This window comes from Shewanella sp. FeAMO, from assembly GCF_053653955.1.
This window is the reverse complement of sequence record NZ_CM132201.1, coordinates 3,867,168-3,881,205: the sequence shown is the minus strand read 5'-3', so window position 1 is coordinate 3,881,205 and position 14,038 is coordinate 3,867,168. Positions and strand designations below refer to the sequence as shown.

At 50.8% G+C, this 14,038-nt stretch carries 11 protein-coding genes; 9 read left to right on the top strand and 2 right to left on the bottom strand.

The features are described 5' to 3' along the window. Nucleotides 1-67: 67 nt before the first annotated feature. The 8 genes from ubiH to ACWAU4_RS17500 all read left to right on the top strand — a co-directional run bounded on the left by ubiH (nucleotide 68) and on the right by ACWAU4_RS17500 (nucleotide 9,747). Entirely contained in the window at nucleotides 68-1,339 is a 1,272-nt protein-coding gene (ubiH, locus tag ACWAU4_RS17535; protein ID WP_208125048.1) for a 2-octaprenyl-6-methoxyphenyl hydroxylase, read from the top strand. Nucleotides 1,340-1,341: 2 nt separating this feature from the next. After that, on the top strand, nucleotides 1,342-2,553 hold the full coding sequence (locus tag ACWAU4_RS17530; protein ID WP_037474072.1) for an FAD-dependent monooxygenase: 1,212 nt from the start codon (nucleotides 1,342-1,344) through the stop codon (nucleotides 2,551-2,553). 250 nt (nucleotides 2,554-2,803) lie between these two features. Beyond that, nucleotides 2,804-3,898 (top strand): glycine cleavage system aminomethyltransferase GcvT, encoded by a 1,095-nt coding sequence (gene gcvT / locus ACWAU4_RS17525; protein WP_025009007.1) that lies wholly within the window; start codon nucleotides 2,804-2,806, stop codon nucleotides 3,896-3,898. Between the two features lie 23 nt (nucleotides 3,899-3,921). After that, complete coding sequence (gene gcvH, locus ACWAU4_RS17520) at nucleotides 3,922-4,311, top strand: glycine cleavage system protein GcvH (protein ID WP_025009008.1); 390 nt, start codon at nucleotides 3,922-3,924, stop codon at nucleotides 4,309-4,311. A gap of 114 nt (nucleotides 4,312-4,425) precedes the next feature. Continuing rightward, complete coding sequence (gene gcvP, locus ACWAU4_RS17515) at nucleotides 4,426-7,314, top strand: aminomethyl-transferring glycine dehydrogenase (protein WP_144379899.1); 2,889 nt, start codon at nucleotides 4,426-4,428, stop codon at nucleotides 7,312-7,314. Between the two features lie 416 nt (nucleotides 7,315-7,730). Continuing rightward, nucleotides 7,731-8,072, top strand: coding sequence for an SH3 domain-containing protein (locus ACWAU4_RS17510; protein WP_208125047.1), 342 nt, complete (start codon nucleotides 7,731-7,733; stop codon nucleotides 8,070-8,072). Nucleotides 8,073-8,164: 92 nt separating this feature from the next. Then, nucleotides 8,165-8,548, top strand: coding sequence for a VOC family protein (locus ACWAU4_RS17505; protein WP_144132862.1), 384 nt, complete (start codon nucleotides 8,165-8,167; stop codon nucleotides 8,546-8,548). Between the two features lie 123 nt (nucleotides 8,549-8,671). Further along, nucleotides 8,672-9,747, top strand: a protein-coding gene (locus ACWAU4_RS17500; protein ID WP_208124939.1) for an IS3 family transposase whose coding sequence is annotated in 2 segments (ribosomal slippage) — nucleotides 8,672-8,921 and nucleotides 8,921-9,747 — 1,077 coding nt in all. Because the reading frame shifts where the segments join, the coding sequence is not laid out codon by codon here. A 520-nt stretch (nucleotides 9,748-10,267) separates the two neighbouring features. Here ACWAU4_RS17500 and ACWAU4_RS17495 read toward each other — a convergent pair. Further along, nucleotides 10,268-10,876: an imm11 family protein gene (locus ACWAU4_RS17495; protein WP_144134207.1), complete on the bottom strand. Its 609-nt coding sequence runs from the start codon at nucleotides 10,874-10,876 to the stop codon at nucleotides 10,268-10,270. Between the two features lie 75 nt (nucleotides 10,877-10,951). Beyond that, complete coding sequence (locus ACWAU4_RS17490) at nucleotides 10,952-11,557, bottom strand: imm11 family protein (RefSeq protein WP_071237632.1); 606 nt, start codon at nucleotides 11,555-11,557, stop codon at nucleotides 10,952-10,954. 751 nt (nucleotides 11,558-12,308) lie between these two features. Between ACWAU4_RS17490 and ACWAU4_RS17485 the strand changes: the two genes are divergently transcribed. Next, complete coding sequence (locus ACWAU4_RS17485; protein WP_208125046.1) at nucleotides 12,309-14,000, top strand: hypothetical protein; 1,692 nt, start codon at nucleotides 12,309-12,311, stop codon at nucleotides 13,998-14,000. Nucleotides 14,001-14,038 lie beyond the last annotated feature (38 nt).

Here is a 14,038-nt window from a genome sequence, read left to right as displayed (position 1 = left end):
CAGGGCACCTGTTTGCCCTGTCATTTTCTGTGACGGCACCCATTGAGCGTGCCTGAGTAGAGGAAAGATGAACCCGCAAGTTGACGCCCAAGCTGTGAGTCAGGAATGCACTGAGCTGGATATCGCCATTGTCGGCGGTGCCATGGCAGGTGCCACCCTGGCATTGGGGCTGGCCGACCTGGCCAGGAAACTCTCCCGTCCGCTGAAAATAGCCGTTATCGAGGCCTTCGATCCCGCCAAGCAACATCCTGGTTTCGATTCCCGCTCCATCGCCATAGCCAATGGCTCAGTGTTTGAACTCAAGCGCCTCGGCATCTGGCCTTTGCTTGCAGACCTAGGCACGGCGATAACCGATATTCATGTCTCGGATCGCGGCCATTTCGGCATGACAGAGCTCAACGCCGGGCAGTTTGCGCTGGACTCTCTCGGCCAGGTGGTGGAACTCGAGCGGGTCGGCCAGCGGCTGTTTGGCGCCATCGGCAACAGTGATATCCAGCTTTATTGCCCGGCGCGTCTCGAGAAGCTGCAAACTTCGGCTGCGGGCCATGGTTTGACCCTCAGTAATGGTCAGCGGCTTTCCTGCCGCTTATTGCTGGCGGCCGATGGGGTTAACTCCTCGGTGCGCGCCCAGCAGCAACAGGCGTTGCAGCAGTTTGAGTTTGGCCAGAGCGCGGTTATCGCCAATGTTGCTACCGACAAGCCCCATAATGGCATGGCCTGGGAGCGCTTCACCGAGCACGGCCCGTTGGCACTGCTGCCTATGGGGGACAGCGACGGCCAGGCCAGGCTCTCTCTGGTGTGGGCCTTGCCCCATGAAGAGGCCGAGCGGGTGCAGGCTCTGCCGCAGGCTGAGTTTTTGCAGCAGCTGCAGAAGGCCTTCGGCTATCGAGCCGGGCGTTTTGTGGCCGTGGGTGAGCGCAACCGCTACCCACTGAGTCTCTCTTACATGCCAAGACCCATCTATCACCGCACGCTTTATTTGGGCAATGCCGCCCAGACTCTGCACCCGATAGCCGGGCAGGGGTTTAATCTGGGGCTCAGGGATCTGGTCACTGTACTGGAAACGCTGGAGCCGGTATTGGCCGCAGGTGGCGACCCAGGCGCAGCCAAGGTGCTGCATGCCTATCATGCCGCCCGTGAGCAGGACAGACGCCAGACCATCAACAATATTGAGTTTCTGGTGCGTGGTTTTTCCAACAACTACTGGCCGCTGGTGGCCGGACGTAATCTGGGGCTCAGGATCCTCTCCTGGTGCCCACCTCTAAAGACCCCGGTGGCTCACAGAGCCATGGGGTGGCACAGGCAATCGGCTGCTTGTTTGTTTTCCAGGAGTCAGTGACGATGAATTTCCAAAGCTATGATGTGGCCGTGGTGGGCGGCGGTATGGTGGGACTGGCAACGGCCTGCGGCCTGGAGCAGGCCGGGCTCAAGGTGGTGGTGATAGATGCCGCCGGTGCCGCGCCGGTCGAGGGCGCGCCACGCCTGAGGGTCAGTGCCATCAACAAGGCCAGCCAGGCGCTGCTCGAACACTTGGGTGCCTGGGCCTATCTGGACAAGTCCCGTCTCGGGCCATACAGCAAGATGGATGTCTGGGAAAAAGACGGCATGGGGCGCATCCAGTTTGATGCCCAGAGCCAGTGCGAGACTTCCCTTGGCACCATAATCGAAAACGATGCCATTCACTACGCCCTGGCCCAGCGAGCCGCAGAGCTGGAACAGCTGACATTACTGGAACACACCCGGCTTGAGCGTATCGCCTTTGGTGAGCGTGAAGCCTGGCTGACGCTGGATAACGGCGATAACCTCAGTGCCGCCCTGGTGGTGGCTGCCGATGGCGCCAACTCCTGGGTTCGCCAACAGTGCCAGATCCCGCTGACCTTCTGGGACTACGGTCATCACGCCATAGTCGCCAGCATTCGTACTCAGTTACCCCATGGTGACTGTGCCCGCCAGGTGTTCAGTGCCGACGGCCCACTGGCGTTTCTGCCGCTTTATGAGAGCGACCTCTGCTCCATCGTCTGGTCGGTGCCGCCGCAAAAGGCCGAAGCCTTGCAGGCTTTGGATGATGAGGCCTTCTCCCGGGCGCTGACCGCCGCCTTCGATGGCCGCCTGGGCCTGTGTCAGTTGGAGAGTGAGCGCCAGAGCTTTCCGCTGCGGATGCGTTATGCGCGCCATTTCGCCCGCCATCGTTTGTTGCTGGCAGGCGATGCGGCACACACCATACATCCGTTGGCGGGGCAGGGGGTTAACCTGGGATTCCTCGATGCCGGCGCCATAGTGGAAACCGTGGCGGCATTGCACGGCGAAGGCAAGGATATCGGCGCTTATGGCGAGCTGCGCGCCCTTGAACGCTGGCGCAAAGCCGAGGCGATGGAGATGATAGCTGCCATGGAGGGGTTCAAGCGGCTGTTTGCCGGCAGTAATCCTCTGAAAAAGGCGATTCGCGATCTCGGTCTCAACCTGGTGGACAATGTCGCTGGGCTGAAAACTGTGTTCATGCAACAGGCCATGGGACACAAATTCAAGCTGCCGCGTTTGTGCCGTCCTGAATAATCTTCATCCCCGGTTAGCCGTATGTGAAGGAAAACGCCCAAAAACAGTCGCTTTTGGGCGTTTTTTATACACACGCTGTGATTTACTGTAAAAAAATTACAGGCAAACCATGAGAAAAATTAATCCATAATAGTTCGGATTAGAAAAATCACTTGTATACAAATTTGTGACGCAGGGTATAATTTCGCTGCATTTTAACTCAGTGTTGCCCCTGGGTGACACTGTAAAGCCCCGACTAGAAGGGATAACAATGGCTAATAAAACTGTACTCTTTAACAAGCACTTGGAAGCCAATGCCAAGATGGTTGATTTTCATGGTTGGGATATGCCACTCAACTATGGTTCGCAGATAGAAGAACATCACGCAGTGCGTCAGGACGCCGGTATGTTCGACGTCTCCCATATGACGGTTGTTGATGTCACCGGCAGCGACGCCAAAGCCTTCCTGCGTAAACTGCTGGCCAACGATATCGCCAAACTCAAGGTCTCCGGCAAGGCGCTGTACAGCGGCATGCTGAACCATGAAGCCGGGGTAATTGACGATCTGATCACTTATTATCTCGATGACACCCATTACCGGGTTGTCGTCAACTCAGCCACCCGCGAAAAAGATCTCGCCTGGATTGCCGAGCAGTCCAAGCCCTATGATGTCACAGTGACCGAGCGCCCTGAGCTGGCGATGATTGCCGTGCAGGGCCCCAATGCCAAGGCCAAAACCGCTACTGTGTTCACTGCCGAGCAAAACGCGGCCGTTGAAGGCATGAAGCCTTTCTTCGGTGTGCAGGCAGGCAGCCTGTTTGTGGCCACCACAGGTTACACAGGTGAAGCCGGTTATGAAATCATAGTGCCTGCCGAAGAAGCCGAAGCCCTGTGGCAAGCGCTGCTCGAGGCCGGTGTTAAGCCATGTGGTCTGGGTGCCCGCGATACGCTGCGCCTGGAAGCCGGGATGAACCTCTATGGTCAGGACATGGATGAAACCGTTAATCCATTGGCCGCCAACATGGGCTGGACCATTGCCTGGGAACCGAGCGATCGTGACTTTATCGGTCGCGAAGCCCTGACCGCCATCAAAGAGGCCGGAGCCGACAAGTTTATCGGCCTGGTGATGGAGCAAAAAGGTGTGCTGCGCCACGGCATGCCGGTATTCTTTACCGACGCCAACGGCCAAGAGCAGGAAGGCGTGATCACCAGCGGTACATTCTCACCGACATTGGGCTATTCTATTGCGATGGCCCGGGTACCGAACTCCATTGGGGATACGGCCGAAGTCGAAATGCGCAAGAAGCGCGTCGCTGTTAAAGTAGTGGCGCCAGGCTTTGTGCGTAACGGTAAACAAGCATTCTAAAACACGGGAAAGGAACAAGAATAATGAGCAATATTCCAAGCGAACTGAAGTACGCTTCTTCTCACGAATGGATCCGCAAGGAAGAAGACGGTAGCTACACAGTCGGTATCACTGAACATGCGCAGGAGCTGCTGGGTGATATGGTTTTCGTTGAATTGCCGGAAGTAGGCGACACTGTCAGCGCCTCTGAGGATTGCGCTGTGGCCGAGTCTGTTAAGGCCGCTTCAGATATCTATGCCCCTCTGTCCGGTGAAGTGATTGCCATCAACGAAGCGCTGGAAGACAGCCCTGAGCTGGTCAACAGCGATGCATTCGGTGATGGCTGGTTCTTCCGTATCATGCCTTCTGACCTGTCTGAGCTGGACAACCTGCTGGATGCCGAAGGATATCAGGCTGTCATCGACGAAGAATAAGCGTCGCTGAAAAACGAAGCCCTCCGGGGCTTCGTTTGTTTTACCACTAAATAAAGAGACTGGTACACCGCCTCCCTACGGCTGGATACCGGCGAACATGGAACAAGGTTAATCATGACCAAGCAAACCCTCACTCAGTTAGAGCAGCACGAACTCTTTATCCGTCGTCATATCGGCTCCGACGCCCTGCAGCAGCAAGAGATGCTGAACTATGTTGGCGCCGAGTCACTGGAAGATCTGACGGCGCAGATAGTACCGGAGTCGATTCGTCTGAACCGGGATCTGGCCGTGGGCGAAGCCTGTGGCGAAGCCGAAGGTCTGGCCTATATCAAGGGCCTGGCCAAGCAGAACAAGGTCTTCAAGAGCTACATAGGCATGGGCTACTACGGCACTGAAGTGCCTAACGTCATTTTGCGCAATGTGCTGGAAAACCCGGGTTGGTACACGGCTTATACCCCTTACCAGCCGGAAATCGCCCAGGGCCGCCTGGAAGCGGTACTGAACTTCCAGCAGATGTCCATGGACCTCTCAGGCCTGGATCTGGCCTCCGCCTCGCTGCTGGACGAAGCCACTGCCGCCGCCGAAGCCATGGCGCTGGCCAAGCGGGTATCCAAGGCCAAGAAAGCCAATATCTTCTTCGTTGCCGATGACGTGTTCCCGCAGACGCTGGATGTGGTCAAGACCCGCGCCGAATGCTTTGGTTTTGAAGTCGTCGTAGGCCCCGCCGAGGAAGCGCTCAATCATGAACTCTTTGGTGCCCTGTTCCAGTACAGCGGCAAGACAGGCGAGCTGAACGATCAGCGTGAACTCTTTGCCAAGCTGCGTGAGCAGAAGGCGATTGTGGCTGTTGCCGCCGATATCATGTCGCTGGTATTGCTCAAGTCTCCCGGTAGCCTGGGCGCCGACGTGGTCTTTGGCAGCGCGCAGCGTTTCGGCGTGCCTATGGGGTATGGTGGCCCGCACGCCGCTTTCTTCGTGACCCGTGACGAGCACAAGCGTTCCATGCCTGGCCGTATCATAGGCGTTTCCAAAGATAGCCGCGGCAACACAGCGCTGCGGATGGCGATGCAAACCCGTGAGCAGCATATCCGCCGCGAAAAGGCCAACTCCAATATCTGTACCGCGCAGATCCTGCTGGCCAACATGGCCTCTTTCTACGCTGTATACCATGGCCCACAAGGGCTGAAGACCATAGCCGAGCGTATCCACCGCCTGACCGACATTCTCGCCGCCGGCCTCAAGGCCAAGGGCGTTGAGCTGGTCAACGCTAGCTGGTTCGACACTCTGACCTTCAAAGTGGCCGACAAAGACGCCGTGCTGGCCCGCGCCGTTGCCGCCGAGAGCAACCTGCGTATCGATGCCGAAGGCACTCTGGGTGTCAGCCTGGATGAAACCACGACTGCTGACGATCTGGCTGCCCTGTTCGATATCATCCTGGGCGCCGGTCATGGCCTGGATGTGGCGGCACTGGACGCTGAAATCCTTGCCAAGGGCAGTGAGTCCATCCCTGCTGCGCTGCTGCGTGATGAGGCTATCCTGACGCATCCAACCTTCAACAGCTTCCACAGCGAAACCGAGATGCTGCGCTACATCAAGCGTCTTGAAAACAAAGACTTGGCGCTGAACCACTCGATGATCTCTCTGGGTTCATGCACCATGAAGCTGAACGCCACCGCCGAGATGCTGCCTATCAGCTGGCCGGAATTTGCCAACCTGCATCCTTTCTGCCCGCTGGATCAAGCCAAGGGTTATGAAAAGCTGCTCAATGAGCTGTCTGACTATCTGGTGGAAATCACCGGCTATGACGCCATGTGCCTGCAGCCCAACTCGGGTGCATCCGGCGAATACGCCGGTCTGTTGGCCATCAAGAAGTACCATGAATCCCGCGGCGAGGGGCACCGCAATGTCTGTCTGATCCCTCAGTCGGCTCACGGTACCAACCCGGCTTCGGCGCAGATGGCGGGTATGAAGATAGTGGTTGTGGCCTGTGACAAGCGCGGCAACGTGGACATGGAAGATCTGCGCGCCAAGGCGGCCGAAGTGGCCGACAACCTATCCTGCATTATGATCACTTATCCTTCCACCCACGGCGTGTATGAAGAAACCGTCTCGGAGATCTGTGAGGTGATCCATCAACACGGTGGTCAGGTGTATCTGGACGGTGCCAACATGAATGCCCAGGTGGGCGTGACCACTCCCGGCTTTATCGGCGCGGACGTTTCCCACCTCAACCTGCACAAGACCTTCGCCATCCCTCATGGAGGTGGTGGTCCAGGCATGGGTCCTATCGGCGTAAAAGCGCATTTGGCTCCTTTCGTTGCCGGTCATACCCTGGTTAAGCCTGGCCGCGAAAGCGACAACAACGGCGCCGTCTCTGCCGCGCCTTACGGCAGCGCCAGCATACTGCCAATCAGCTGGATGTACATCAAGCTGTTGGGCGCCAAGGGCCTGCGTGAATCAACCCAGAACGCCATGCTCAACGCCAACTATGTGATGAAGAAGCTGTCAGAGCACTATCCAGTGCTGTACCGCGGCCGTAATGACCGTGTGGCTCACGAGTGCATTATCGATCTGCGCCCGCTGAAAGAAGCCTCCGGCGTCACTGAAATGGATGTGGCCAAACGCCTCAACGACTACGGCTTCCACGCTCCGACCATGAGCTTCCCGGTTGCCGGAACCCTGATGATCGAGCCGACCGAGTCTGAGTCCAAGGCCGAACTGGACAGATTTATCGAAGCCATGGTGGCCATCCGCGGTGAAATCGCCCGGGTCGAAGCCGGTGAGTGGCCTGCGGACAATAACCCACTGCACAATGCACCACACACGCTAGCCGACATCATGGATCCCGCCTTCGACAGCCGTCCATACGATCGCGAACTGGCGGTATTCCCGAATGCCACAGTCAAGGCCAACAAGTTCTGGCCGACCGTGAATCGTATTGATGACGTGTATGGGGATAGGAATTTGTTCTGTGCCTGTGTGCCCATGTCTGAGTACGAGTAATTGCTGCTTGGACTCGCTACTGCGGCGTTAAATCATGGCGCCAGTGCTCATTGACATCAGTCAACTGCGCGCTGGCGCCATCGATTTGCCCCCGGCTTGGGCTTACACAAAGAGTGCTTCGTCAGCAACGCAATTATGGTTTAGTGGAGCACAGTTAGTTAGGGCTTCATCCAATCATTTTCGCTGCTCATTTACTCAAGTAAACTGCGCGGCGAAAATGATCGGCTTCATTGTCTTCTCTTCGGCAGTGACGCCATTATTGCTGCTTGGACTCGCTACTGCGGCGTTGAGCCGTATCTGAAATTTTCCCTCTAATCCTGCAAAAAATACGATGCATTGACCACACTGCAGCATCTCTAGTTACGGAATTATCTGGGGATTCCCTAGCCAAATGTGTTATGTACTTTGGAGAAAATATGGAAGTAGTTACTATTGAACAACATGTCTCAGAATATCCAAATCCGTTTTATTTGAAGCAAGGCGATAAAGTCGAACAGGGTGAAATAGATGACGAATTTCCCAATTGGATTTTTATAACCAATGATGCAGGTGAGCAGGGTTGGGCTCCAGTTCAATATATAGAAAAGGTTGAGGGCAGCTCCGTGGGTATCATGCTACAAGATTATGACAATGTTGAGCTCAATACTGCCATAGGTGAAAAACTGTCAGTGCTGTTTGAACTCAATTCGTGGTATCGAGTCTCGAGGTCAACGGGCGAAATAGGGTGGGTACCAGTACGCTCGGTACAACGTACGTAATAAGGTACCATACGTCACTTGGCCCTACGCTGGTACTGCCTCATTACACGGCGTTATGCCTTTCTAAGATATAAGTATATGGAGATAAAATTATGCCAAAGCTAGAGAAAATAGATCACATCCATATTTATGCGCCAGATCGTTTGAGTGCGGAGCAATGGTACAAAGAAGTATTAGGGTTCAATCGAGTTGAGTCACTTGAACGTTGGTTTTTAGAAGGTGGACCATTAACAATTGAAAATGGTGGTGTTCACATTGCACTCTTTGAATCAGACACTTTGGTAAATACAACCGTGGCGTTTTCTGTGGATTCTACAAACTACGAAGAATGGAAAGCGCAGCTTGGTAATCATGGTGTTGATTTCAAAGAAAGTGATCATGCTCTGTCATGGTCTATTTATTTTAGCGATCCTTATGGCAATCCGTATGAGATCACTAGTTATGACTACGAAGAAATCAAAAAACTAAAAAAATAAAGACATCCATCGTTAGCTGATTAAAGACTCTAGTTGCCTGTGTTGCTGTTGACCTTTCCCCCGAATTTAAGACCATGACATTGATGAGATTTCCAATACACTAGAGCCAATGGAGATCTCAACATGAAGAAACGTTACACCGAAGAACAAATCATCAAGGCCATCAAACAGCATGAGGCAGGAGCAAAAGTCGATGACATTTGCCGTGAAATGGGCATATCCACTGGCACTTTCTATAACTGGCGCAGCAAGTATGCCGGGCTGGAAGTGAACGAAGCGAAGCGGCTGAGGGAGTTGGAAGCGGAGAACAACAAGCTCAAAAAGATGTTGGCCGACAAGATGCTGGAAGTCGAAGCAATGAAGGATGTGCTGTCAAAAAAGTGGTAACGCCAGCGGCCAAAAAGCCTGTTGCTCAACACTTGATTGAGGGATTCAGCCTCAGTGAGCGAGTAGCCTGTAAGCTGGCTGGGCTTAGCCGGACTGCATTTCGCTATCAACCCAGGAAAAAGCCAGACAATGGGCTCAGACAGCGACTGAAGGCGCTGGCGACGCAATATCCTCGCTATGGGTATCTGATGCTACATGGTTTGCTCAGGGGGGAAGGCTGGGTCAAAAACCGCAAACGAACCTATCGGCTCTACACGGAGGAAGGCTTGCAGGTCAGGACGAAGAAGCGCAAGAAGTTAACCCGGCCAAGGCAGCCCATGGAGGTGCCAACAGCCCCCAATCAACGTTGGTCTATGGACTTTGTGTCAGACCAACTCAGCAATGGTCGCCGCTTTCGGGTACTGAATGTCGTGGATGATTATTCGCGGGAAATGGTCGGTCAATTAGTCTCTGTGGCCATTAGTGGTAGGCAGGTCGCCAGATTCTTGGACCAATTGATGGAAGAGCGAGGCAAACCCAAGAAGGTTACTTGCGACAATGGGACAGAATTTACCAGCAAGGCAATGTTCTTCTGGAGTAAGGAAACGGGCGTCACACTGGGCTTTATCCAACCAGGAAAGCCGACGCAAAATGCCTTTGTGGAAAGCCTGAATGGCAAATTCAGGAATGAATGTCTGAATCAGCATTGGTTCAGAACCTTAGACGAAGCCAGATACGAAATCGAGCTATGGCGTGAACACTACAACCATGTTCGCCCTCATAGTTCACTGAACTATATGCCGCCTGTTGCGTATGCCAAGCAAGCAGCATAAGCTGGAAAATCTCATCAAGAGATTGGTACTAATCTCGGGGAAAGATCACTGTCAGAATGATGTTTTCAGAAAGAACATCATTCTTTAACCTTTTGTGGACCATTCGGCTTAAAGTGAAGACAAAAGTCGAATTTAAGAGATTATTGAAATCGAACAAAGTTCGATGGAGAGAAATACTTGGGACCTCGGGGATTCAGCTAAACAACTGCTGGCCATGCAACCTTTGCTTTCGTTGTCGTTGCAGGTGAGTAGAGCCGTCCGTAAGTGCCTTCGGTATACCATCCGGCCCTTGAATAAACGGCTAAAGTCCCTGGTTAGCTTGAGCTAGTTGTCGATGGGTATTCTTAAGCAGATGGAGCGAGTTAAGTTCTTTATGGACCAGGCTTCACCATTCCCTGGTGGTGGGCATGGTCTAATGAAGGTGGAGCACAATTAGGATCACTTATTTAGGTGTCTTCAAAAGCTTTTCTGTATAGCTATGGTTTCAAAAAGCAGTCACCAACCTTTAAAAAATACAATGCTATACATATTTATCCCCTAATGTGTATTCACTCAATCTAAAGAACTTAAAGGCACTAGGGTCGACATACTTAATAAGTTGAGTCACAAGAGTTTCATGAATGAATAAACCGCCACCAGCAACTTTACTCGGGCGTATGATCAAACGGTTTTCTAATGGAATCGTATCTAGCACTTCGTTTTTTAATTTATACCGAATGACTTCGTGTATACTGTCTTCTGATGAATAATCATGTATGTCACTGCTGTTAAAGTCTATACAGTCGAGTTTGTCATAAGCATTAAAAAAGAAAAAATCTTCATGCTGCTTCTCATCGTCACCAATTAACACAGTAGGAAACAACTGAAAGCCATTAATGCTATAAGGCATGATCATGTCGGCAATTTTCTTAGAAACCACAGGAAAAAAACTATGGAGTAAAAAATCACTTACTATGAACGGCATTTCGCCTTTATCTGCATTCGTAAAAAATATTGGTCCATCAATAGCATCTAATTTAGTGAAACTGTAGCGACGGCGGCCAGTATCCAGTGATGCCTTCAAATGAAGGTAAGTTTCTCGAAATGGTACTTCAAAAACTTTGTAGTATTGTTCTTCGTAATTATTCATAAACACCTACTTTGGGGCCGCTATTTTTCCAACAGATGCTAGGGTATCTTGGCATCCCTCCGTTACACGTGCAACCTATTCAAATTCCATCCCTTTACGGTAATCGCTTAGCTTAAAGAACTGAAAAGCTTCAATATTGAACTTGGTTAGAGCTTTAACAATCTTCTCATGGAACAGTAATGCCCCACCTGTAACACCAGCTAACTTTATCATTAGCCTATTTTCTTCAGGGATCGCGTCGAGCACACTTGCATCAAGTTTGTATTGTAAAACGGTGTTGTTCTTTTTAGTTGGTGAGTAGTTCCTTACGGTACTCTTTTGAAAATCAACACAATCTATATCTCGATAAAAGTTGAAGAAATAAAAATCCTCATGCCAATGGTCATCATCATCAATAATCACAGCTGGGAATAGCTGAAACCCTTCAGTAGGGTAGCCCTTTACCGCCGATGCAACATCCTCTGATACTACTGGGTATATACTATCCATCTGAGCATTAGTAAGATGGAAAGGGATCTCACCTTTATAGCCGTTCTCAAATAAAACTGGTCCATCCCCATAATCAAGCTTTTCATAAGTATGATTGCGGGCTCCAGTGTTCTCTGTTGCTCTAAGAGATAAGAATATCTCCCGAAACTCAACACGCTTTAATATGTAATACTGTTCTTCGTATTGTCTCATATACCTCTCTCAGGCTTCCATATGCATGGGAATTTGATAACACTATCTAATTCATGCCTATATAGCTGTTCCTAAATGTAGATCACTGAGTTTCGAAAATAAAAGGGAACTCGGCTCGATGCGCTCTGCTCAATCGGCAAGCCAACCTAGTCTCACAATCCGATCAGCGACCGTGATTCTAACATTTCCAACCTGCTCTGAGAGACACCGGATACAAAAAGAATACATAAAACGAGAAATAAAGGCGAGTGCCGCCGTGGTCGTTCGACTATTGAAGTGAGTGCAAAATTCGAATTTCAGAGATCATTGAAATTGAATAAAGTTCGATTGGAGATGACCTTTCCCCGAGATTAGTACCAGGGAGCCTCGGGGATTCAGCTAAAAAGCTTCCGGCAATTAGCTGCTCCTTGCCTTCTCTGTCGTTGCAGATCCACAGCTCTGGCTTTACAAAGCGCTGTAAGTGGCTCCAGCGTACCATCTGGCCCTTTGAATACATGGCTAAAGTCGGTCGTCAGCTTGAGCCTGTTATCGATGGGTAAGCAGTTCAATATGGCTGCTGTTGTCATGGCAGACACCCGGTAGAACCTGTAGGACACAGAGGCAGGATTGATGATGTCGTTTGAGTTCATACTTTTGTTAAGAAAGCATTGCAGGGGGCTGCTTGCTGCACTTATCCTTGTTCTTACTCAAATTATATCAATACGTTACATAGCTATGTATTGAGCAAGGTTTTATACAAGGAACAGGATAAATGGAAACAGATGTGCTGGAGATTTTGCAGAACTTCCACTCTGATGGGCTTTTTGTTGCGCCCAACATACCCAGCAAGAAAGCTAAAAATGCAAGTGCATGTTATGGCATGCCTGCGTCAGTCGATATTTATGCCATAGTCGATTCTACGGTGTTTGGTTCTGCAAAAAATGGTCTGGCATTTACATCTGAAGGATTGTTTTGGAAAAATGACTGGACAACAACTTCTGCAAAAAACCACATGTCGTGGGAAGAGTTGATAAACACCAGTCAAGAGCATGCTGTTGACGGTTCAGATCTGTTGTTGGGGCAAGGCTGTGCTTTTGGTATGGCGGGTTCCGGTATGAAGCCCGCGGTTTTATTGAAACTATTGGAAAAACTGGCCCAAAAGATACAAGGCAATACAGGGGCGACAGAAACTGCTGAAGTTTCGAATGTGGCACAAGCCTGCGTGACTCCGGCAACTGTTGCAAATGATGAAGCTTCTGTCGGCAACACTGCTTCGACGAGCGTTACTGCTGAAAATCTTCCCCCTGAAGGCGTTACAACCGAGAGTGTTATTCCGGCAGCAGATGCAAATGGTGGCGTATCTATCACCAATACAGCTCCGGCCAGTAATACAGCACCGGCGAGCGACAAAGCTGAAAGCGCTGCCCCCGAAAGCCTTAAGCCTGAAAAGCCGGAGCAGGAATCCAGTCCCAAGCCCGCTTTTGAAGGTAGCTATCAGCGGGAATACTTGGATATAGTTAACGCCGTGGCCAAGAGGCATCGTCTATCTCAACAAATCCAAATCGCGCCGGCTATCAAAGTCCACAAAGTCAGAAAAGTCATCGAAATATCAGAGGGTAAAATCGAACCTTACGATATCCTGATGATTGTGGATAACACCTTTATGCAAACAACCAAAGATTTTTTGGTTGTGACTCCTCATGCTATTTGGGCTAAAGGTACGCTGAGAAAGGTAGAGAGTTTTTCCTTAAGTGAAATTCGTAGTATTCGCTGTGATAAAAAAACTCTCTTTATTAATGACTATGACTTCCAGTACTTGGATCAGTTCTCTGAAAATGAAGTTTTGATACTGACGAATATGCTCGAAGAGCTAGTGGTCGCATTGCGTAAGTCTGACTCCGTATCGGATACTGACGAGCAGCTTCAATTACCCGCTGCTTTGGATACTTTGTTATCCAACATATACGAAGTGGTATTGGATGATGTTGTTTCCGGCTTGAGGGATAAGGGATACCCTGAAAATAAGCAGTTGGTTACTTCGATGGCGGAATGTTGTTTTAGTATCTTTTTCATTGTTGACTCCCACTTAAAATATCGAAATCAGGATACAGCTGAATTGGTGGGGCAATATTTGCTTGCTCAAACTTTGTCTGGCTTATTTGCGTTAATGAGCATAGAACAGTTATGGAGCAATACAGAAGCGAAGTCCACCTATGTGATGATGCAATGCTCTGTGATCATTCGAACATGCCAGTACTTTGAAAGACAAGGAGTAGCGTTAAGGCCGAACCAAAACTGGTATTTGCAGCTTTTCCAAACCGTGATAGAAGCCAATACCCTGGAACAGGGGGCTGAACTCATTGACCAGGAGATGGGTAACCTCAGTGCCGATAGACAATTAGCCATTGATTGTGCCTTCAAGAGTGGTCAAGGTGTTAGGGAAATGTTTTGCGATACTCTTTGATTATTTGGCTCCAGCTATCTTAAATAGGTGTGATTAAA